Origin of the sequence: Halobacteriovorax vibrionivorans, assembly GCF_003346865.1 — a bacterium.
GTDB lineage: Bacteria > Bdellovibrionota > Bacteriovoracia > Bacteriovoracales > Bacteriovoracaceae > Halobacteriovorax_A > Halobacteriovorax_A vibrionivorans.
Genome location: NZ_QDKL01000002.1, coordinates 80,242 through 102,932, shown reverse-complemented (window position 1 = coordinate 102,932; position 22,691 = coordinate 80,242). Strand labels below are relative to the sequence as shown.

The 22,691-nt window shown below is 35.4% G+C and carries 21 protein-coding genes; 11 read left to right on the top strand and 10 right to left on the bottom strand.

The window, feature by feature from the left end:
* The first annotated feature begins 29 nt into the window (after window positions 1-29).
* The 5 genes from dnaE (at window position 30) to DAY19_RS06230 (ending at window position 8,012) form a co-directional block, all read left to right on the top strand.
* Entirely contained in the window at window positions 30-3,671 is a 3,642-nt protein-coding gene (gene dnaE, locus DAY19_RS06250; protein ID WP_114706341.1) for a DNA polymerase III subunit alpha, read from the top strand.
* Between the two features lie 47 nt (window positions 3,672-3,718).
* On the top strand, window positions 3,719-5,110 hold the full coding sequence (locus DAY19_RS06245; protein WP_114706340.1) for a hypothetical protein: 1,392 nt from the start codon (window positions 3,719-3,721) through the stop codon (window positions 5,108-5,110).
* A gap of 15 nt (window positions 5,111-5,125) precedes the next feature.
* Window positions 5,126-6,049, top strand: coding sequence for a hypothetical protein (locus tag DAY19_RS06240; protein WP_114706339.1), 924 nt, complete (start codon window positions 5,126-5,128; stop codon window positions 6,047-6,049).
* Window positions 6,049-7,095 (top strand): quinone-dependent dihydroorotate dehydrogenase, encoded by a 1,047-nt coding sequence (locus DAY19_RS06235; protein ID WP_114706338.1) that lies wholly within the window; start codon window positions 6,049-6,051, stop codon window positions 7,093-7,095. The genes DAY19_RS06240 and DAY19_RS06235 overlap by 1 nt, the downstream gene beginning before the upstream one ends.
* Before the next feature lie 95 nt (window positions 7,096-7,190).
* Complete coding sequence (locus DAY19_RS06230; RefSeq protein WP_114706337.1) at window positions 7,191-8,012, top strand: hypothetical protein; 822 nt, start codon at window positions 7,191-7,193, stop codon at window positions 8,010-8,012.
* Here the strand turns inward: DAY19_RS06230 and sfsA are convergent.
* Window positions 8,007-8,759 (bottom strand): DNA/RNA nuclease SfsA, encoded by a 753-nt coding sequence (sfsA, locus tag DAY19_RS06225; protein WP_114706336.1) that lies wholly within the window; start codon window positions 8,757-8,759, stop codon window positions 8,007-8,009. The two genes, DAY19_RS06230 and sfsA, sit on opposite strands and share 6 nt — an antisense overlap.
* Before the next feature lie 83 nt (window positions 8,760-8,842).
* Between sfsA and DAY19_RS06220 the strand changes: the two genes are divergently transcribed.
* Window positions 8,843-10,195, top strand: coding sequence for an HD-GYP domain-containing protein (locus DAY19_RS06220; protein WP_114706335.1), 1,353 nt, complete (start codon window positions 8,843-8,845; stop codon window positions 10,193-10,195).
* 9 nt (window positions 10,196-10,204) lie between these two features.
* Here the strand turns inward: DAY19_RS06220 and DAY19_RS06215 are convergent, their stop codons facing one another.
* The 3 genes from DAY19_RS06215 to DAY19_RS06205 form a co-directional block, all read right to left on the bottom strand.
* The gene (locus tag DAY19_RS06215; RefSeq protein WP_114706334.1) at window positions 10,205-12,064 is read right to left on the bottom strand and encodes an Lnb N-terminal periplasmic domain-containing protein; all 1,860 of its coding nucleotides are present in this window, start codon (window positions 12,062-12,064) and stop codon (window positions 10,205-10,207) included.
* A gap of 46 nt (window positions 12,065-12,110) precedes the next feature.
* Window positions 12,111-12,542, bottom strand: a complete 432-nt coding sequence (locus DAY19_RS06210; protein WP_114706333.1) for a DUF3015 family protein — start codon at window positions 12,540-12,542, stop codon at window positions 12,111-12,113.
* Between the two features lie 129 nt (window positions 12,543-12,671).
* Window positions 12,672-14,039 carry an HD-GYP domain-containing protein gene (locus DAY19_RS06205; RefSeq protein WP_114706332.1) on the bottom strand — a complete coding sequence of 456 codons (1,368 nt, stop codon included), beginning with the start codon at window positions 14,037-14,039 and terminating at the stop codon, window positions 12,672-12,674.
* Between the two features lie 178 nt (window positions 14,040-14,217).
* On the opposite strand from DAY19_RS06205, the gene pyrE reads away from it, so the two are divergent.
* The 3 genes from pyrE (at window position 14,218) to DAY19_RS06190 (ending at window position 17,364) form a co-directional block, all read left to right on the top strand.
* A complete protein-coding gene (gene pyrE, locus DAY19_RS06200; protein WP_114706331.1) occupies window positions 14,218-14,850 on the top strand; it encodes an orotate phosphoribosyltransferase in 633 nt (210 codons plus the stop codon).
* Between the two features lie 139 nt (window positions 14,851-14,989).
* On the top strand, window positions 14,990-16,261 hold the full coding sequence (locus DAY19_RS06195; protein WP_114706330.1) for a citrate synthase: 1,272 nt from the start codon (window positions 14,990-14,992) through the stop codon (window positions 16,259-16,261).
* A 65-nt stretch (window positions 16,262-16,326) separates the two neighbouring features.
* Window positions 16,327-17,364 (top strand): small ribosomal subunit Rsm22 family protein, encoded by a 1,038-nt coding sequence (locus DAY19_RS06190; RefSeq protein ID WP_114706329.1) that lies wholly within the window; start codon window positions 16,327-16,329, stop codon window positions 17,362-17,364.
* A gap of 1 nt (window position 17,365) precedes the next feature.
* On the opposite strand, the gene DAY19_RS06185 is transcribed toward DAY19_RS06190, so the two are convergent.
* The 3 genes from DAY19_RS06185 to DAY19_RS06175 form a co-directional block, all read right to left on the bottom strand.
* Window positions 17,366-17,791 carry a hypothetical protein gene (locus tag DAY19_RS06185; protein WP_133296901.1) on the bottom strand — a complete coding sequence of 142 codons (426 nt, stop codon included), beginning with the start codon at window positions 17,789-17,791 and terminating at the stop codon, window positions 17,366-17,368.
* 67 nt (window positions 17,792-17,858) lie between these two features.
* Window positions 17,859-18,128 (bottom strand): type B 50S ribosomal protein L31, encoded by a 270-nt coding sequence (locus tag DAY19_RS06180; RefSeq protein WP_114706327.1) that lies wholly within the window; start codon window positions 18,126-18,128, stop codon window positions 17,859-17,861.
* Between the two features lie 130 nt (window positions 18,129-18,258).
* Window positions 18,259-18,555, bottom strand: coding sequence for a hypothetical protein (locus tag DAY19_RS06175; protein ID WP_114706326.1), 297 nt, complete (start codon window positions 18,553-18,555; stop codon window positions 18,259-18,261).
* A gap of 115 nt (window positions 18,556-18,670) precedes the next feature.
* Between DAY19_RS06175 and rpmG the strand changes: the two genes are divergently transcribed.
* Window positions 18,671-18,847: a 50S ribosomal protein L33 gene (rpmG, locus tag DAY19_RS06170; protein ID WP_114706325.1), complete on the top strand. Its 177-nt coding sequence runs from the start codon at window positions 18,671-18,673 to the stop codon at window positions 18,845-18,847.
* Window positions 18,848-18,910: 63 nt separating this feature from the next.
* On the opposite strand, the gene DAY19_RS06165 is transcribed toward rpmG, so the two are convergent.
* Window positions 18,911-19,441: a hypothetical protein gene (locus DAY19_RS06165; protein WP_114706324.1), complete on the bottom strand. Its 531-nt coding sequence runs from the start codon at window positions 19,439-19,441 to the stop codon at window positions 18,911-18,913.
* Between the two features lie 144 nt (window positions 19,442-19,585).
* Complete coding sequence (locus DAY19_RS06160; RefSeq protein ID WP_114706323.1) at window positions 19,586-19,879, bottom strand: hypothetical protein; 294 nt, start codon at window positions 19,877-19,879, stop codon at window positions 19,586-19,588.
* Window positions 19,880-20,065: 186 nt separating this feature from the next.
* On the opposite strand from DAY19_RS06160, the gene DAY19_RS06155 reads away from it, so the two are divergent.
* A complete protein-coding gene (locus tag DAY19_RS06155; RefSeq protein ID WP_114706322.1) occupies window positions 20,066-21,304 on the top strand; it encodes a hypothetical protein in 1,239 nt (412 codons plus the stop codon).
* Here DAY19_RS06155 and DAY19_RS06150 read toward each other — a convergent pair.
* A complete protein-coding gene (locus tag DAY19_RS06150) occupies window positions 21,294-22,673 on the bottom strand; it encodes a hypothetical protein (RefSeq protein ID WP_114706321.1) in 1,380 nt (459 codons plus the stop codon). The two genes, DAY19_RS06155 and DAY19_RS06150, sit on opposite strands and share 11 nt — an antisense overlap.
* Window positions 22,674-22,691 lie beyond the last annotated feature (18 nt).

Sequence of the window (22,691 nt, the reverse complement as noted above, 5' to 3'; positions counted from 1 at the left end):
CTAATAAAATAAGACATTTTGAGGAATCCATGGAACAAGATAGTAACATCGAATCGAATGACACTACCGAAGCCAACGAAATTCAGAAATCATTAAAAGAAACACACCCTGATAGTTTTGTACATTTACACCTTCATACACAGTATTCACTACTGGATGGAGCGATCCGTTTAAAGGATTTAATACCTGAAGCTCAAAAGCTTGGTGTTCCTGCAATCGCACAAACGGATCACGGAAATATGTTTGGTGCTATTGATTTCTACACTCGTTGTAAAGATGCAGGTATAAAACCAATTCTTGGTTCTGAAATTTATTTCACTCCTGGTTCTCGTTTTGATCGTCGTGCTGCAAAGAAGTCTGCTAATATTAGCTCTCAAGATGCTGAAGAGTCTTCAAGACAAATTCACCACTTAATTCTTCTTGCTAAAAATAATACTGGTTACCAAAACCTATGTAAGCTTCTATCAAAAGCCTACCTTGAAGGTTTCTACTATAAGCCTCGAGCGGATGTAGAATTACTTCGTGAATATTCAGAAGGTCTCATTTGTACGACTGCTTGTTTAAAAGGTGAGGTTGGTTATAACTTCTTTACTGGTCAAGATGAAAAGGCCATTCGTGCAATTGAGAAACTAAGCGATATTTTTGGACCGGAAGACTTCTATTTAGAAATTCAAGAAAACGGTATTCCTGAGCAAAAAATTGTTAACGAAAAGGTTATCGACTTTGCTAAGAAAAATAATATCAAATTAGTTGCAACTAATGACTCTCACTATATGACGCCAGAGGATGCAACTGCACAAGAAGTTCTACTTTGTATTCAAACAGGTAAGACTTACGCCGATGAGAATAGAATGCGCATGACTTCAAATGCATTTTATTACAAATCACCAGAAGAGATGCGTGCCGCTTTTCATTATTGCCCAGAGGCCTGTGACAATACTCTGGAAATTGCAGATAAGTGTAATGTTGAACTTTCTTGGCATGATGATGATGGAAATCAAATTTATCATCTACCTGATTTTGAAATTGATACAGGTGAAACTCTTGATGAGTATTTCATAAGAGAGGTAAGAGAAGGACTTCAAGCTCGTTTTGATGGACCTCAGTTTAGAAATATTGTTAACCAACCGGATTGGGAAGAGCAGAAACCAAAGTATTATGAGCGTCTCCAGTATGAGATGGATCTCATTATGCAAATGGGATTCGTTGGATACTTCCTTATCGTTGCGGACTTCATTCAATGGTCAAAAGATAATGGAATTCCTGTAGGTCCAGGACGTGGTTCCGGAGCAGGTTCTCTCGTTGCTTATGCCTTAACGATTACCAATATTAATCCACTTCCATATAATTTACTATTTGAGCGTTTCATTAACCCTGAGCGTATTTCCATGCCTGACTTTGACGTCGATTTCTGTCAAGCGGGACGCCAGCGTGTAATTGAATATGTAACGCAAAAATATGGTGAAGATAAAGTAGGACAAATCATTACCTTTGGTAAGCTTCAAGCAAAGGCAGTTGTAAAAGACGTTGCTCGTGTATATGACTTAACATTTGCTGAAGCCAATATGATTTCAAAACTTATTCCTGATGAGATTGGAATTACACTTGATAAAGCAATTGAGATGGAGCCAAAACTTCAGGAGCTAATTGAAACTGATCCTAAGATTCGCCAAATTTTTACCATCTCAAAAAGACTTGAAGGCCTCTATCGTCACGCTGGTATTCACGCTGCAGGTGTTATCATTACATCTGAGCCACTTGTAAATTATTGTCCATTATTTAAAGGGGCAAAGGGTGAGAAGGTTGTTCAATTTGATAAGGACTTCTCTGAGTTAATTGGACTTGTTAAATTTGACTTCCTTGGGCTTAAAACTCTAACCGTTATTGACTACGCTTCTGATTTTATTAAGCGTGACTATATGCCTGACTTTGATATCGAGGCAATCGACTACGAAGATAAGAAAGTTTATGACTTGATTTCTGAAGGGGATACAATTGGTGTTTTCCAACTGGAATCTTCAGGGATGCAGGATTTATGTCGTCGTATTTCACCAGATACTCTCGATGATATTACGGCCATTAACGCCCTTTATCGTCCAGGTCCGATGGGCTCGGGAATGCACGATGAATTCGTTGAGATCAAACACGGCCGAAAAGAAGAGACTTATCCATTTGAAGATCTTAAGCCAATTCTAAACGATACTTACGGAATCATCATCTACCAAGAGCAGGTTATGAACATTGCTCGTAAGGTTGCTGGTTACTCTCTTGGACAAGCGGATATGCTTCGTAAGGCCATGGGGAAAAAGAAACTTAAGGAGATGGAGCGCCATAAGCAAATCTTCTTAGATGGTGCAAAAGAAAGAAATTACGATCTAAAGATTGCAGAAACTCTTTATGATCAAATGGCAAAGTTTGCGGAATATGGTTTTAACAAATCACACGCTGTTGCTTATTCATATATTGCTTATCAAACAGCATTCTTAAAAACTTATTATCCACCAGAGTTCTATGCAGGTCTTCTAAGTACAGAACTTTCTAATACAGATAAGATCACGACAATTATTAACGATGCTAGAAAGCATGATATTGAAGTGCTTGCTCCTTGTGTTAATGAGTCCCTTTGGCTCTTTAACGTTGTTGATGGAAACCTTCGTTTTGGTATGGGTGCCATTAAAGGTGTTGGTGAAGGTGCTGTCGAAGAAATTATTCGAGAGCGTACAGAAAATGGGCCATTCGTTGGCTTTGTTGACTTCTGTGAGCGTGTAAATTTACGTCAAGTTAATAAGAGAACTATTGAAGCATTAATTCGCGTTGGTGGATTTGATGGTTGTGAAAAAGAACTTAATCGTCGAACGATGGTTGAGAATATGGAGATGGTTGTTGCCTTTGCTCAGAAGCGTCAAAAAGAAAAAGAGATGGGACAAACGAATCTCTTTGATCTTGGAGAAGGTGCAGAAGATACAGGTGCAAATAAATTAGATATTGATTATGTTAGCGACTGGGATGATCGAGATAAACTCCTTCAAGAAGCAGAGCTAATCGGAGTCTATGTTTCAGGTCACCCGCTTGATCGCTACCAAGGTGTTATTGAACAAATGGCATCGATGCCAATTGGGAAGATTCAAGATATTGATGGGCAGTCAAAAAGGGATATGGTTCTTGCGGGGATGATTGTTGAACGTAAGAATATCATGACAAAGAAAGGGGACCGCATGTGTTTTGCTACCCTAGAAGATTTGTCGGGTAAGATTGAATGTATCATTTTCCCAAAGACCTTTGTTCAGTATGAAGAAATTCTGGCAACAGATGATCCTCTCATTATGACTGGACAAGTGAACCTGGCAGAAGAACCGCGAAAATTCTTCCCATCTAAGATACAAAAACTTAAAGAACAGGCCGAGGAGCGAGTGTCATCAGTTAGACTAAATGTTGATACAGGTTCACTAAATGAAGGCCGTCTAAACCGTCTTAAGCAAACAATATTAGGTCATAGAGGGACTGTTCCACTGCATATTATTTTTGAACATGAAAATGGTAAGGCCCGTATGCCACTTGGAAGTGATTATCTTGTTAACCCAACGCCACAGATGGCCGCGAAAATTAATGAGATTTTTGATGCAGACGCGGTGAAGTTTATTATTGATGGAAAAATCAGTGATGTAAGGTAAAATAAACACGTAAGTTATTAAAGATTAGAATAAATCTAGGGATGGATATGAGAAAACTGATAATTTTACTCGCTTTTTTAGGCACAAGTGCGACTTTTGCGGCCAGTGTAACAGCGAAGGGTCAATTCACATCAAAACCAGGTGACACCCTCTCTTTCATAAAAAAGCAACTTTATGCCAATACAGTTCGTAATGTATTAGATTCAGAACTTCAAAAACTTGGCCTTGATCGAAAAACATTTTGGCAAAATTACGAAACAAAGTTTGAAGAGCACTTTGCTCCTATAAAAGAAAATTATGATCAAAAATTTGGTGCAGTAGATGAAGAGGGGAATCCTGTTCAATTAAGTGCTGCCCAAAAAGATCGATACGATCGAGGACTTCGATATAAGAAACTTACTTCACAAGCTTCTTATGGAAAGTTCAATTCTATTATCACTTCATATGCGATTAAGAAGATGTCGAAGTCTCTATCTCGAGCTGATACTCACTACATTACAATTAACGCTAAAGTTAATCGTAAACTTGTTTCAGAGATCTACTATCGATTTATTGGTACAGGTAAGAACCGTACATTCTCAAGACTATATTTGAATATCAATTACAAGTTAAATGATCTGACTTGGGAAGAAGTAGGTGTAAGTTCAAAATCAAAATTTACTGATGTTGTTGAAGAACATTGGTTGCAAGAGCTTTCTGCCAGCGTTGGTGGTGTTTTCCTAGATGGTATTGAAGTTGTAAACCCGTCAACTCGACAAGAAATCTATGAGCATTTAAAACAGCCCCTTGCTCAACTAAGAGAGGGCAATGACACTGCTATTTTTGGCTCACGCCAAAATGAACTTAGAAACTCTCTTATGATGAACTTAGATATTACATTATCTAAAGAGTACAAGGACGAAAAGCAGCAGCTCATTAATATCAAAACCTTTGGTGGTTTTGTTCTAACTGACTTACGTGATGGTGCTGTGGTTACTTTTACTGATTTTGCTCCAGCTTCTCAGGAGTATTCGACAAAAGATCCTCATAAGCAAAGCTCTGAGATCGCAAGTTTTGTTTATCAGCTTCCAATTAGTGAAATGAAGTCATTAAAGAGAACTGTTAAAGAAAAAGTCTCTATCAAGAACTCATTTGAGATCGTATTAAAAAATACGAAAAATATTAATGAAGCTTTTGATTTTGCAGGAATGCTAAAAGAAGAAGGTGTTGTTTATTTCTTTGATCCTCAAATTTCTGCAACTCTTCGTAATGTTGTTAATATAACAATCACTTTTTCTGGTGATAAAGATAAGGCAATGGAAGTCTTAGAAAAGTTTAAAACAGTTAAACTTGGTGATGAGGCCATCGTAAAAAGAGATGATACTCTTCCATTTGTTTTTAATGTTATTCATAATAATGAAAGTCCATTAACAAAAAAAGTTGAATCAAAGAGACAGTAATAAGGCATAAGAGTTATGAGGAAGTATTTTTTACCAATTTTATTAATCTTAGCAACTTCTTGTTCACTGCTTGCTCCACCTCAAAGAAGAGATAATCGTGGACGTCAAGCGAGACCAATGGAGAGGACACACTTTACAGGTGTTAAGAAGAAAGTTGCCCTTTTAACTTTTTTCAATGAGTCGCCGTTTGGAGGCCAGGACCTTGGTGTTGTGGCAACAGAAGAGCTTAGACGTGAAATAAATCGAACAGGTCAATTTATTGTTGATCCAATGTCTGCAAGACTTTTTGGTTCCTCAAAACAGGTTTACTCACAAGGTGGGTCTAAGCTTGTACAGATGACAAGAAAGGCCAAAGGTGAAGGAATTAACTTTGTGATTTTTGGGCGTATCATTGAGGCCCGAGTCAGAGAAAAATCAGATGAGGTTGGCTTTGTTAGAAGTACAAAGAGTTATAGTGAGGCAAAAGTCGAAATCCGCATCTTTGATGTAAATTCAAATAAAGAAATCTATACTGACACCTTAAATGGTTATGCTGATGATAAGAGTTATCGATTCTTTAAATCAGATCAACAATCTAAATCAAAATATAGACAAGACCTTCTAAGGTATGTCGTTAAGGTTGCAGTTAGAAGGTCTATTCCTCGAATTCTAGATACGGCCGCAAAGCTTGAATGGGTTGGTCGTGTTGCAAAGATTATAGGAAATAATATCTATGTTAATGCTGGACGAGATTCAGGACTTAATATTGGTGACGTCTTAAAAGTTGTAACAGAAGGTGTTGATATTTACGATCCTGAAACTGGAGCTCTAATTGGTGTTTCTAAAGGTGAAGTGAAGGGAACTATTGAGATCATTGACTATGTTGGACCTGATGCTTCAATTGGTATTCTCCATTCTGGGGGCTCTGTTCACGAAGGTGACTTTGTAAAGTTATACTAATGGTTTATTCAGCATTAAAATCTCTACTTTTTAAACTCGATGCCGAGGATGCTCATGATTTAACGATAAAGTTAATGGAGAGCTTTCCTCTTTTTGCATCTTTATTTAATACTCATATTGATCCCAAAACATGTTTAAAAGTTGGGAACCTAACGTGGAAGTCTCCCGTTGGACTTGCTGCTGGACTTGATAAGAATGCAAGGGCCTATGAATTCTTATCTCAAGTTGGCTTTGGCGCTATTGAAGTTGGAACTGTTACACCTCGTCCACAAATCGGAAATGAAAGGCCAAGGCTTTTTCGCTACATAGAAGAAGAGTCTATTAGAAATTGTATGGGCTTTAATAATCTGGGCTCAGACTTTATGTATCAGCAAGTATTAAAGCTAAAATCAAAAGGCCTAAGTATTCCTCTAGGCGTCAATATTGGCAAAAATAAAACAACACCTGATGAAGAAGCTCCTAAGGATTATGGACTTCTTTATCAAAAGTTTAAGGATATAGCGGATTATATTGTTATCAATGTATCTTCTCCTAATACTCCTGGCCTTCGTTCTCACCAAACAAAAGATGCGTTAGAGAAATTATTTAAGGCCTTAGATAGGAAAGAAGAAGAGGTGGATCTCTATCTAAAAATAGCACCAGATATTGAAATGGATGAGATCGATGCAATTCTAGAAACAGCTGCTAAGTTTCGTCTAACAGGTATAATCGCTACGAATACAACGATTATGCCAGAAAGGGGAGTTGGTGGCATTTCCGGAAAGCTTCTTTATAAGAAAGCACATAATATTCGTAAGGCCTGTTTAGAAAAGATTAAAAACTATCCCTCACTTGAATTTATCGGTGTTGGTGGTTTTGCTAGCTACAATGATGTGGTTGAGTATTGGAGAGCTGGTGGGCGAGCACTACAAATTTATTCAGCTTTCATTTTTCAAGGACCTAAATTACTTTCTTCTATAAATGAATCAATTCAAAGTGATTTGGCCCGTCTTGAGTTAAAGTCTATTGATGAACTCATAAATTATTATCAAAGAAAAGCGCTCTAAGTGCTTGATTTTTAGAGCGAGAGATAAAGTATTGCTTAATATTTTCTTGATCTTGACCGACAAGTGATTAGGTTGGTTAATATTAAAGGAAAGCAATGATAAAGAGCTTTATCAACACTGTCGTTCTCGCTTCTATATGTGGGGCGGTTTTTCTAACAAGCAGTGATATCGAAACAACAATTATGCAAGAAATTGGTCAAGGAACGAATCCGTATAAGCATGTGGATCGCTCACCTGATTTCGTTAAAAGAACAATTGCTTCGATTTCTGACGATGTTAACACACGAGCATTAAAGAAGAGAAGAGTTGAAGATATGCATATTTATAAGTCATATGAAGAATCTCTTTCTCAGTTAAAATCATGCTTGCGCACTATCTGTGATGAATATTTTAAAAGTGATGAAGTTTCTGAAAATTATGATCGTTATGAGCAATTAGTTGCTTCAAAGATTAGTGATAAGGTTAATAAGCTTTATAATTTCACACTTAAAAGAGGTTTTAGGTCCCATTCTATTGTTACAACGGCCCTTGATCTAATTGATATTCCACATGATGAACTAAAGAAGAATTCAGTTTTATTATTAAGTACTCAAAAGAGTGATATTAGATCTCTCAATGCTATCGTTAAGCTTGCAAAGAAATCTCAAAATCGAGAGCTTACTAATTTACTAATTCATGAGCTAGATCGTTATTCTAAGTCCGAAAGTTTTAAGCATAAGGTAAGTGATCAGATTATTAGTGAAATACAAGCTTCTCCTGCATCAAGTGACTCTATCCTTGCAACTCAGATGTCTCGTTTTATAACTAAAGAGAATTATCTTAAGTTTGGAGAACTACTAACAAAGATTCCAACTGAGAGTAAGGTCTACTCAAGTATTATTGGTCAAATTGAAAAGATTGAATCAACTAACTTATAATTTGATTGGAATTTTCTTTGCTAATTTTATTTCTTCTTCATTCATACTTAGCTGATAGGCGAGGATTTTAACTCCTTTTTTCTTGGCCTCATGGAGAAGCTCTTTATATCTTTTGTCCACATCGCTTACATTAAAGCTTTTAATATCTTCCCTTGAAACAACGTAGAGCATGGTTGCTTCATGGCCTTGTTCTTTTAATTGCATTAACTCTTCTAAATGCTTTTGTCCTCTTGTGGATACAGCATCTGGAAATTGTGCTTGATCATCAACTTTTAGAGTAACATTTTTTACTTCCACAAAGTTGTACTTTACTTGTGAGTTATCCAACTCAAGGTTTTTCTTATCAATCTCTTTGTTGCTAAGTAGAAAGTCGATACGGCTTTTTCCAATTTTTACTTCGCTTTTAAAGTGAGAATATTTTGAAAGCTCCTTTATAGCGCCATTTTCTAATGCTTCTTGAACAAGTTTATTTGTTAATCCAGTATTGACCATGATCCATGATTCTCCATTTGAGATCATCTGAGCAGAGAACTTAAGTTTTCTCTTTGGGTCATCACTATGGGTCATCAAAACCTTCCAATTAGGCTCCCAACAGCTTTTCATGCTCCCTGTATTGGCCAAGTGAGCTGTGTGAATTTCATTCTTATCGTAATCCTTGAATTTCTTAGTTAGTTTAAAATCGAGTAGGAAGCGCTTGTAGCGCTCAACAATTTTTCCTGTTACTAAATCTTTCTTATTCAAATGCATTTTTTTCCTTTTGGTTTGTAATGCTAACTATCTGTAATTGTATATGCTACAATATCTGTAGAATATCATTTAAAGAGGAATTTGTGAAAACTGCATTAATTATCTGCGATAATGAGGTCTTAAATTCAATTTATAGCGTTAATTTGAAAACCTATACAGAGTTGAACCTTATTTTTGAATCGAGCTTAGACAAGGCGTTGATTCATATTGAAGATCCAGATGTGGCAATTGATGTATTAGTTACGATGGCAAGTATTGATGGAGAGGATACTGCATTATTGGCATATCATAACTGCATTGAAAACGACCGAGATATTCCTTCTATTGTAATTGGTGAAGGAGACTTGATCCCAGATGAGAATCATATCGTTAAAAACCAATTTGATATTCCTGGAATTATTCAAAATATTTTCAAATCACTTGGAATGAATCCAAAAGAGGTCTTAGCAGTTATTACTGAAGACTTATATGAGATGCCAATCCGACTTTTCTTCCCATTTAAGAAAGCATTCTGTGACACGTATTATATGCTAGAAAATAATGGCCAATCTGCTCCAACTAAAATCTTTGATAAAGAAAGTGATGTGTGGCCAAAGGTAAGAGAATTCCTTGATCAAGGTGTATCAAATTTACTCATACCAGCTAAAGAGCGTTTTGCTTTCACAAAAAAAGTTACTCAACTACTTATAGAAAGTATGGAGCAAATAACTCCAGAGACTCCACAACAGGAATCTTTAGACTTTGTTGAACAAAGTATTGATGCTGTTGCTGAACAATTATTTGAAGATCAAGAAGTTACAAAAGAAGTCATTCAATTATCTCAGATGTGTATGGATACAATGGAAGAGGTTATTGAGGATGTTCCTGATCTTAAATCTCTGCTTAAAGACCTTGCGGCACTAAAGTCTGGATTTCTCTATAGTCACTCAATTATTGCAGGTTACGTTTCTACTCATATTCTCGATAATGTTGAATGGGGCGGTGATGCGCACAAAGAGAAGTTAAAATTTGTTCTTTATTTTCATGATATGTATCTAGTTCAAATCTACAAAAAACATCCTGATCTAATGTATGAGGATAAGCTTATCTTTGATCCAAATATCACTGAAGATGAAAAAGAAATCATTATCAATCACGCAAGTGAGGCAGCAGATGCTATTAGACGCTATCCAGGTTGTCCACTAGGTGCAGATGTTATTATTATGCAACATCATGGTACTCCTAATGGTCAAGGTTTTGCCACAAGCTATAAAGATGATATTTCACCACTAGCAAAAGTTCTTATTATCGCTGAAGCCTTTACGGAAGAGATCTATCAAAAAATTGAAAATAAAGTTCCTGTAAATGTTGAAGAGATAATGGAAAAACTAAAAGAGCGCTTCACAAAGCACACTTATAAGAAAATTATCAATACACTGGCAAATATTAAAATATAAGATATGAAGCTAGTAGAATAGATTTAGTCCTGCATAACCTTGTTGATAAAACTTATCTAAATATTCGTATCCAATTTTAAAACTCATTTTCTTATTTAAGTGATAACGACTTTCAAATTCAACTTCTTGTGTCTTATTAAATTTCGACTGATTACGAAATAGGTATTGGTAGGAGCTATGAATAGAGTATTTATCGTGACTATAAACGAAGAATAGCTTTGGGCCGTAGCTTAATATATAATCTAAATTTGAATTATATATATAAGCATTCTGAGTAGCTGCTAAAAGTCCAAATATAAAGCTATCACTACCATATACTTGTCCAATATTTAGATCTAAGTATGGACTCAAGTTACGATTACTAAACATTTCTCTTTCTTTGTATCCAACCTCGAGTTGGAAACTAATATTATTAGCAAAGCTTCTTACTGGTCGATAAGCTTCAATATTGGCAAGCCTCACTTCACTTAGACGAAATTGTTGATCTTGATATTTATTATATGTAAATTCTAGACTAAAGAGTTCTGTCGTACTCATTGGCAGGAAGCCGTTTGGAGTATCAAGTTTATCGTGTAAAGCTCCACGCCAGCCAATTTGTAAATAATCTCCATTAGTATCAACATTATTTCTAATATCAAATCGCCCAGTTAGGTGTCCTTTATGGGGAGCTTTATCATAAACCTCCTGATAGCTAATTTGCTTTGGCCTTGCGGTTAATTTAGATCTTGCCTTATTGATTTGAAATTTCTGCTTTCGGTATTCAAGTTTTTCTTTATTGGCCAATGTTGTCGTCGTATCGACTTCTGCATTTTCAAAATCAACATAGAGATTATATGTGTCTAGGACAAATATATCACTTTCATTATTTTTAATTTCGCTTAATTGATACCTCTTATTTATGAGATTTTGAAAAAGGCTACTTTGATACTTATCCATATTCTTGATATTTAAATTTATTTTGGTATAAGAAGCTGGTCTAAATTTTACGTTTCTTATAATTTCGTCATTCTTATAAAGAGCATAAACTGTATCAACAGGAGGTACCGCTATACCCAACTCTTCAAGAAGCTTCCATTCTGGTTTTATCGCGTCTAAGAATGCTAGAATATGATAAGAGCAATTTTCACTAAGGTAGTAATAATCAAAATAGGCCCTATTCATTTCATAGAGATGGGCCTGAAAATAATCGACTTCATTATCAGATAAATTTAATTCATAATCCCATAAATCTCGAGATTCCATATCATTGTATTCTTTGACCTTCACGTAATAGGGCATAAGGGTAAATTCGCCTTTAAAGCCACCTGTAATTCCTTTATATCCGTAGACAATAGGATTTACAGTGTCTACTTGGGCAGAGAAATCAACTCCATAATCAAGGAGATCATTATTTTGTTTAATAGAAGTTTTTGATCTTAGCCTTAAAAATGTATGACCGAATGTTGATGCGGGTTTTTCTATAAAATAAGACGAAAAAATTAGAGAAACAGAATCGACACTGAGTTTTTTTACAAAGGCCTGATAGACTTCACAGTCTTTTAAATTAATCGATGAAGGTATTTTTTTATACTTTTTTAGAAATTTCACTCTTGCTGGAAAAAGACATTTAGGGTGCTTATTCATGTCTTTAATAGGGGGGGAAGTGATTTCTCTTATCGATGCATTCAGCTCACTGGTTGGGTTTGTCATTCCATCTTTTGCCAAAAAGTACTCTTTTGATTTAACAGCAGACTGATAACCACCAAAGAGTGTTTTTTGATAACGCATTAATGATAAGAATTGTGAAGAAAACTCGATATTACTTTGTTGGCCATAGGTATATGGCCCTAAGATTAAAAGAGATATTATTATGATAACTTGTTTTAACATTGTATTTCTTTAAAATAAGAAAGAGGGAGGCATCTCCCTCTTTTTTTTATATTAATAAAACAGACTTAATATTTTCATGAACCATCTGTGCAGTTGCATTGTCTGCAAAGATTAGATCAAAATTACTTTTTAAAATGTTCTTATCTGCGTTAGTTGCATTAATAAGGGCAAGGTAAGCATCTAGACTTTCACCTTCACCTTTTGCAATATCAGAAGAGAGTGCAATCATATTGTTTTCAACAAATGAAACTGCAGCAACTCTTGCTGTTTTAGCATCTTCACATTTTAAAGTTCCTGTAGACATTGCAAATGTCTGGTTACTAAAGATTCCGTTTGTAATACCAGCTAAAGCATTAAGAGCTAAACCTGACTTTCCTTCAAAGATTACGGCACCAAGACCACAACCTGCTGGGCCATGGGCCGCAAATGCAGTTGATGTAAGTACTGTAAAAAGAGCTGCGCATAATAATTTTTTCATCAATAAACTCCTTAATATTGAATGTATGATTTACAATAAATAGAGTTTATCTCAGGGCCAATAAATGTAAACTAAAGAACGGAAGTTTTTTAGATGAGAAATCATAATGAAAATTAAGATTTTTTTTACTTACACAATCGTTCTTTGTAATGCATTTAGTGGGTCTTTGAAGTTTCCTTGGTTGTAAACTTCTTTCATCTCTCTAAAGATATTGAGAAGATTCTTCTTTCCACCAGTACTTGTACAAAGTCTTAGAATAAAATTATTTGCTAAGATAAATGCACATGAGTGTGCTGTAAGTTTATTGGTACTTAGGTTATTAGGAAAACCGTCACCTTTAGGTTTTTCGTGGTGTTGCGCGATAACAAAGTCTGCTTCAGGATAGCCTGTAAAATACTGTGCTATTTCTGCTGCCTTAATAGGGTGGATACGATAATTTTCCTGTTCTTCTTCTTTAAACATTTTCAGCTGTGGATCTTCTAATGATTGAATACTAATAAGGTCTTCATTCTCAAGCATTGAATCATATAAAAGAGAGGCAAGACCAAGTTTTTTCTTAGATGTCTCAGACGCCCAGCCAAGCGCTTGTAAAATAAAGTGTGATAAATAAAGAGTCATAATTGCTTGAGTGGCGATATCAAATGGCCCACTCTTTGGAAATAAAGAGAGTACGTTACGATACTTCTTATTTTCAAGAACAATATCGCGACTACAAAGAATAACCTTATCGCATAGGTTTATCACATTCTCTGAAACACCAACTGTCTTCACATATTGATGAATAAGAAGTACGGCCTTAATTTGATTTTCGATAACCTCTTCTTGCTTTAACTTCTTCTTACTCTCAAAGACTTTTAATAAGTTCTCAATTCCTTCCTCTAAGAATTTTAAGTAATCGTTCTTTTTTAAATAAAGTACCTTAATATTTTTTCTTGCATAAGAATGGATTGTTGAATGAGAGTATTTCTTATTTGCAGAAATGATTTTCGTATATTTAGTCTGAGTTAATTCTAGATAAACATCATAGGCCAATGTTTCAAAAAGATAAAAGCCTCTAATCTTCATAGGTAGAAGATCATCTTCTTCAAATTCTTCAATACTTGAACCAAAATCTTCACTTTTTACCCAGGCAAGTGCTTTATTGACGGCCGTAACAAAGTCTTCTTCTTCGATAGGTCTAAAAAGGGCCGAAGAAGATTCACTTCTTGCATATAGTGCATCAGGAATCCTTTCTTTTACCATTGCCTCCATACCAAGGAAGATAAAAGGTCTTTGACCAGTAATGGATAGAATCTTTCCAGCAAGTTGAGAAGGGTCCTCATTCTTTAATGAGACTTCGATTAGAATCATAGCAAATGGACCTTCGAAGCTTAGTAAATCGATTGCATCGTCACCACTGATTGCACAGTGTAGTTGAATATCGGGAAAGCAGTTAGAAAATGAGTCTCTTATATATCCCCATTCATCTTTCTCATCACAAATATACAATGCCTTCAAAATAACCCCTTAATTCATTATTTCATCTTAATTATGTATTTCTTATGCCCACTCATCGGTAAGTTATTGAAATAATAAAATTTAGTTAGTTAAATATTTGTAAATCAGTTGATTATTATACAATGATTCTTCTTTTTAAGATGGATAATTTTGATTAAACTAATTTAAAGGGGTTAGCATGCATTCTAAAATTCAAGATCTTGTAAAAGAGATGATAAAATTTGGCTTAATTAAAATTTCACCACAAAATCCATTTAAATATGCTTCTGGTAAAGAAGGGCCGATTTATTGTGATAATCGTCTCATGTCTTCAGATCCAAAAATGTGGGCCTTAGCAATAGAGCTCTTAAGTGAGACGATAAATAATAAAAATCTTAAATATGACTTTATAACTGGTGTCGCCACTGCTGGAATTTCACATGCGGCCGCATTAGCATTTCATCGAAGCGAGCCAATGAATTATGTTCGCTCAAAACCTAAGTCTCACGGGACAGGTAAGATAGTGGAAGGAAAAGTTGGCGAAAACAGTAAACTACTTTTAGTTGAAGACCTGGTAAACCAAGGCTCAAGTATTGAAAAAGTCATAAGGCTTATTCGTGATCAAGGCCATGTGGTAGACTCTGTTTTGTGTTTGGTGGACTACCAGACGCCTAATGCGAAGAAGGTGGCAAAAGAGTTGGAGATTGATATCTTTTCACTAATAAATTTAAATCAATTAGCCGATATCTGTTTGTCTGAAGATATTATTAATAAAGAAGGCCATCAATTACTGATGAGATGGCAGCAAGACCCTGATAATTGGCAGGTCTAAATTGTGCGACGCATGTTTTAGACGCAAGACGTGTCGACATATCTTGCAAAAGAATATATGTATCATACTAATATTATTCGTATTACCTTAACATCTATATGTTTTTAAGTTATTCCAACTTAAATTTTGGAGGAAACAAATGGCCGAAAGTGCAAAAATAGAAATCAATGGTCAAACGATCGAAGTTCCAACTCTTAAAGGAACTGAAAATGAGCTCGCTTTAGATATCTCAAAGCTTAGAGCACAAACTGGAGCAATTACTCTAGATATCGGTTTTGTAAACACTGGATCATGTACGTCAAAGATCACTTTTCTTGACGGAGAAAAGGGGATCCTAAGATACCGTGGTTACCCAATTGAACAACTTGCTGAATCTTCAAACTTTGCTGAAGTATCTTATCTTCTATACAACGGGGAGCTTCCAACAGCTGCTCAATTAGAAGCATTCAACAAAGATATTGCTGCTTCAAGTAAGCTTCCAGGTGGAGTCGAGAAGATCATTGATCAATTCCCTGGTTCAGCACACCCAATGGGTGTTTTAGCTGCTGCTATTTCATCATTAAGTGGGTTCTATCCTGAATTCCTAAACCCTGAGGCAACTGAGGAAATTAAGAATAAGGCAATTACTCAAATGATGGGACAAGTTAAAGTTATGATGGCGCAATTCTATCGCAAGACGATGGGGAAAAGCCCTCTAGCTTCAAACGCTAAGCTTGATTACTCATCAGACTTCTTAAACTTAATGTTTGATGGTGAAGTTGATAAAGATGTAGCAGATGCTCTTGATACTTTATTAATTCTACACGCAGACCACGAGCAAAACTGTTCAGCATCAACTGTAAGAGTTGTTGGTTCATCTCATGCTAACGTATTTGCTTCAATTGCAGCTGGTGTTACAGCTCTTTGGGGACAATTACACGGTGGAGCAAACCAAGCTGTACTTGAGATGCTTGAAGAAATTAGAAAAGATGGTGGTGATTACCAAAAATTCATCGAAAAAGCGAAAGACAAGGAAGATCCATTCCGTCTTATGGGATTTGGTCACCGTGTTTACAAGAATTTTGATCCACGTGCAAAAATCATTAAAAAAGCATGTGATACAATTCTTGAAAAGCTTGATATTCAAGACCCTCTTCTTGACATTGCAAAAGGTCTTGAAGAAGTTGCTCTTAAAGATGAGTACTTCGTTAAACGTAACCTATATCCAAACGTAGACTTCTACTCAGGAATCATCTACAAGGCACTTGGAATCCCAACTAATATGTTCACAGCAATGTTCGTACTAGGGCGTCTTCCAGGTTGGCTATCTCAGTGGAAAGAACTAAGAGAAGATGGTGCACGTATTTCACGTCCACGTCAGGTTTACATGGGTGAGACTGAAAGAGATTACACACCAGTAATCAAAAGATAATTTTAAAATTAAAATTTATCAATAATCGAGGGCCTCTTTTGAGGCCCTTATTATTAGGAAGTAATATGTTTGATTATGATGCTATTTTAAACTCTCTTCTGAATCCAAATTTAAATAAGCAGCAACTTGCTAAACTAATTGGGACTCAGTCCACACAATTTACAAGTGAGCGTACAAAGCTTAAGAATAATTACTCTGATGAAGATCTTATTAGTGCATATACTTCATTTTACTTTCCAACAAATGCACTGAAGCTTGAGTTTCTCACACAAAACTTAAGTGATGAGCAAATAAGCGCAATTTCAAAAACTCATATTCTAGATATTGGAACAGGGCCTGGGACTTATGTCTTTTCGGCCAGTGAGCTCTTTCCTGATGCTCTTTCATTCACTGGTATTGATGAGTCTAAGCTTATGCTTAAACAAGCAAATAAGCTTAACGATGAGTATTTTAAAAATTCTAAAATTGGTTTTTCTGAAAGTCTTCCTCTTGTAGATGATGCACCAAGAACTATTATTTTTGGAAACTCTATTAATGAAATGGGGATGCCGGCAGCTTTCAAAATCATTAAGCGTTATAAGCCTAAGTTTATTATCTGTATTGAGCCTGGAACAAAAGAGGTTTTCAAGGATCTACTAGCGCTAAGAAAAAAGCTTCTTCTTATTGATTATAAGATTCAATATCCTTGTATGGGGCAGGGGAGTTGTCCTCTCCAAAACATGGATGACTGGTGTCACCAATCTATTAAGACAACTCTAGATTACGAGCTCGAGTCCCTTTCTCAAGTGGCAAAGCTTGACCGTAAGGTTATGCCAGCAACCATTCACTTTTATTCATTTGATGAAGAGGCCACAAGTACTGAGAGCTCCGACAAGGCTCGCCTTGTTCGCTTAAAACGAAATGTAAAACACGCCTACTTATGGGAAGTATGTACTAGCGAAAATAAAGTTATTACCTTAGAAGTTCCTAAGAAGCTTTTTAAGAAGAAGATGCTTAAGCAACTTGATGGTATATCATCTGGGCTTGAAGTCTCTTATACGGTAGCTAAAGAGCTAGAGAATGATACATTTCGAGTGAAAGACATAGAGATTGAAATCGACTAATCTACTTGTTAGAAGACTTTCTTAGTTCTTTTAATTCATAAATGATCTTCTCTTTATCCATTGTGTATAGAGGCGTAACTAAGATTGGTGCAATGACATCTTTTGCAAGCTTTCGCATCTCCTTTGTTTCAAGGATGGCCATTAGCTTATTAATCTCTTCTTCTGAGTAATTCTCTTTTAAGCGTTTTGTGATTTGCTCTTTAAGGTCTAAGAACTTTGTATTCTCATCAATAATTTTTTCGAGCTTTTTATTGTCGATACTCTTTGCTGACTTTTCAATGAGTTGTCTTTTAACGAAATCTGCTCGCTCTTTTGAGTCGTTAATGAGGTATTGTTCTCGAATGAGAATGTCTGCAATATAGTTGATTTTGTTCTCTAGCTTTGCAAGTGCAACCTGAGAGATAAGAAGAAGGATAAGAATTTTCATATTCTTATTATAAACAAAAAAGCCTCGCGATGCGAGGCCTTTATATATCTTAAATTTGAAATCTAAATTAAGACTTTTTCTTCCCAAGAGAAGCGTAAGAAGTACCAAATTTCTTTCTGAACTTATCGATACGACCTTCAGTATCAAGAACTTTAGTTTTCCCTGTATAGAATGGGTGAGATGCACTTGAGATATCAAGCTTTACGTATGGGTAAGTTGTCCCTTCGTGCTCAAGCTCTGCATCAGCTTTGATTGTTGATTTAGTGATAAATTTTAAGTCTGCAGAGATATCGTGGAATAGAACTTCTCTGTACTCTGGGTGGATACCTTTTTTCATTTTAAACCTCTTTTTCTCGCATTGCTTGTTACAATGCTATTTCTACGTTTAAGTTTTACAACATTTAAGTTTGAGATTTGAGCAATTTCGCCTATATGGCCAGATTTGTCAAGGGTTTTGCCCCTCGCGGCTAGTGAGCACTGCAAGAACTACAGCCTCCTCCTGACTTATCTGTTGGGTCGTTAAATTGCCAGTGACTATAGTTCTCATTGATAAGAGTAATGGCCGCTTTTAACGACTTGAAATCACGTTGGAAGACTTCCTTATCTTCACCATCGACTACCGTTACCGAGTAGAGGATGATCTCTTTGAAGTCACCATTTGTCTCTTCTACATCTCCCGTCATTCCAATAAATGCCTTGAAATGCTCACTATTGTAGTGGGCGAAGTTCCAATTCTTTAAGTTGACGAGATTTTGTGTTTCCATAATGTATTTTTAGCAGTTGGCCCTTGCCATGACAACGTATTTCTAGTAAGTTTCTATCCTACGAATACTAATTTACTAAATAAGATTAAAAAAAATATTTTTTCAGGAGACAGTTATGGCAAAGGGTCCTAGAGTTATTATTACACTTGAGTGTACAGAAGCGAGAAAGAACGGACAAACTCCATCTCGTTACACAACTACAAAAAACAAGAAAACAACACCAGAAAGACTTGAAGTTAAGAAGTATAATCCTTTCCTAAGAAAGCATACACTTCATAAAGAAATTAAGTAATTTAATTATTTAAATTCAGATATAAAAAAAGCCTCGCAATGCGAGGCTTTTTTATTTTATTGCTTATTCAAAGCTACATTCGTATTCTGCAGTTTCTATGGACTTCTTCGAAAAGAGCTTCTTATTAAAAACATGCACCTTCATTGTCGAAGGACTGTCCATATTAAAGCCTACTTCTGTTGTATATCCACGGCCTGAATCACGAAAAGATAGGTGAGTTTGACCATCGTTACTAACGACAACTTTTGCTTTTTCAAACATTCTTCCATTTTCCAGAATTGTTGGAATAATGCTAAGTCCTTCATAATCTTTTTGAGTGTTCCAAAAAGATACCTTATATGTAGTGTTCTTAAAGTCTGCATATTGGTTCTTAATAATTCCAAAACAAGCTGTTTGACCAAGTAGAAGGTTTTCTTCTAGCTGATAAGACTTTGCTTTTACTCGCTCACATTGGAGGACATTTGAGATCTTATTCTGTGGCCAACTTGGGTCAAAAAGAAGTTCGTCTGCACAGAAGCCAGCAAATACTGACGATGTTAATGCCGTAGTGCAAATTGTTGCAATAATAAGTGCTTTTGCGATGATTTTCTTCATACGATCTCTCCATTCTGATTCTTGTTTTAGGACTTGTAGCACAGATTATTTTTAAATAAATATTGATTAAAAAGATCGCAGTGCTTTGCACTGTTTTTTTGTTGTGAACATAAAAAAAGGCCCCGCTATACGAGGCCTTTTCATTTATAACTCTGGTACAAAGCAGAATTCTTGAAAGTAACTCTCGTTAACAGGTCCGTAGTCATCATCGTAAATCACTGTGTAGTCTATAACGTAACAAACGTCAGCCTGTGTCTCTTCAATGGCGTGAATATCATTAATTCTATACCCGCCTTCATTTGGACCACAATTAAAGCACAAAAGTTCAATCATTTCCTCATAGTAAGGATGTGATGAGAATTGCTCTTCATTTTCAACCCATGCAAGAGTTGAAGTAGTGGAAAGAATTAAAGTCATTGCAATTAAAACTGATTTCATAAGGGCCCCTAAGTAAAAAATATGTATTTTTTAAACGACTACTAACGAATGTATTAATAACTGTCAAATATTTTTCATTGATGCTATTTGTAAGTGCTTGAAAATATTAAAATATTTAATTACTTGAATTTAATGCTCAGGAACTTGCTGTTTGTGACCGATAATTGATTAAAGGAGTCGGGTAACGTGAGTTTTAAGAATCATTTAAAATACTTAAATAAGATTTTTATCTCAATACTATGTGTAACTGGTACATATGCTGAACCATTTTTAGCTCTAGAGCGTATAAGTTATGAAAGTAGCTATAAATCAGATCTGTCTGAATATTATCGTCAGGCCAAGTCCTACCGAAGCCCGGCCTCAGTAGATGATGCCACCGAAGTTGATGAGTTTAATCTATATAAAATTAGGGAATTTAAGAATGTAAGCCAATTTGCTGGTTTGATATATTTTAAAAAAGGCGATATGGCCAAGTTATGTGAAAAGCAGGTCAGTAGCGCTAAGAAATTAGGCTTTAAGGGAGTTAGCTTATTTTATCCTGTCCATTTCTCAGGGGGGAACTCTGAACAGTACAATATGCCTTCTGAGCCTCTGCATGGACGTCATTATCGCTTTGAAGAGTTAAATCGTCCTAGTCGAAGTGAATTATATAATTGCTTGAATGTAATCTCAAAAAATAAGCTTAATCTACAATTTATTCCTCACTTGGAAAGTGTAAAGACACTTGTTGATCCAGAAAATTCTGAGTGGAGACTTAAGTCAGGCATTCCTCTTGATGATTTTTACTACGAGAGTGCTTTTGGTCAGTTCTTAGACTATCTTGAGTTAACTAAGAACTTTTCTAAAGAGGGTGACTTGATGGTTACTGCTTTCTCTGAAATTGATCCAATGGTTTTATCATATCCCAAGCGTTCACTATCAATAGTAAAAAAACTTAAGAAGGATGTTTTTGATCGCTTAGGCTATAAACCTAAGGTTTCTTACAATACCAATGGTGATTTCTATAATGGTTGGGATCTACCTCAAAGCAAGCAGGTTAGCTCATGCTTTTACTTAAAGGAGCTGATTGAAGAAATGGACTACATTTCTCCATCAATCTATGGTGATAGAGGTCATGTTGGTTTTAATAATTCTATGGCAACTTATACAGATACAAAGGCTTTGTTTTCTAAGAGAATGAATAAGAAATTAAATGAATTATGTAATAACAAAAATTATAAAATCAGCATTGCTAGTAAGAGGATATCTCTTGGAGAGTTTGCTTTAGATCAAACGAGTCAAATGCAATCCTATACGAAGTTTTTTAATAATAAAGAGGCCATCATCGTGACATATTGGAATCATAATAAGTGGGACCATCATGCTCTATATGATGGAACGATTTACTCTAAGCGTTTTTATAAAGAATTATTGATTAGTAAGTAAGTTCACACTTATTCGTTAATGGGAATGTATGCACTTCTTGATGATTTGTAATCTTCTCACCCTGAACTAGCAATTTTAGGCTTCCACCACAATTCTTTACAACTTTTAAAAGCTTATCAAAACCACCTTTTCTAAAGTACTTTCTAAATTTTCTTGCCGAGCTTTTGTAATCATCTTCATTCATTAGCTTCTTAAAGTTCTTTATAATTGTTGGGCCTAGTTCTATTTCAGCTTTTACAATTGCATATCCCAGTCTTTGCTTTTGAAAATCAATACTTAAATCTTTGAAAAAAGCTTGGTCAGTGTAGCGCTCGAGTTTATTGAGTGCAAGCTGTAGAGAGTGAGTTCTAAAGTGGTTTTTTTCACGATAGATTTCATACTTTGCAGAGCTAAGTTTATTATTATTTAAATTGAGAGTTAATTGGCGATTGAAAACACCTTTTTTGCTAAATAAACGATAGTCGTAACTATGTCCTCTGGTAATAATGGTTTTATTACTTTCTTGATTCCAAATATTATTTCTTTCTTCTTTGTAAACCTTAAGCTGTTTTTGGGCCAAGAACTCAATGAATGGAATAAATGGCGTAACTAGCGCGGCCTTATTAGTTAAGCTTAATACGTCTGACTTTACTTTTCCGGTCTTTACTATACTTTCATCTTTTTCTTGTGCAATAGTAGCATCTCCATGAGTTACTATTTCATGGTAGGCTTCTTGACCTTGTTGAGTCGAGATATCAATCAAAAAGTTAATTCCACTCGTTGCCTGGTGAAGACGAGAAGTCTCTGCAAAAACTCCCCAAGTTCCAGCTAAGAGAGAAATGCTTTTTGAAAAAACTCTTTGGATTTCAACGAAGACTTCGTTTTCCGATTTCTTTTCAACATAAATACTATATCCACCTTCAGCGTATACTTTTGGGCCTAGCCCTGAAGCACCAATTCCTGTTGTTAGGTAAAGCCCAAGACCTCCAACAACATTAAAGTATATTGAATCTCCAATATTCCAAGAATTAATATCCTTTGCATAAAATGGAATTTTAATCTTATAGTTTTTATAATCTTCGTAATTTTCAAAATTCTTACTTAATTTCAGGTAAGAATTAAAAATTGGAAATAATCCAATATTTGACCAGTCAAATGACTCAGGAGTGATATGTGGTGCATTTTCACTGTAGCTTAATATATTAGCACTCATTTTTAAAACGGCATTATAGGCGATCGGCTTTTCTGGATCATGTAGATTAATTACAGTTTCACTTATTGGCTTAGTTTGTGAAATTGGCCTCTTGAATAGTCTGAAGTCATTATAAGATAGGCTCAAGTCGGCCATTGCTTGAATAGAGAAAAATATAAAAAGTACAAATGCTTTCATTTCTTCAACCTTACACAA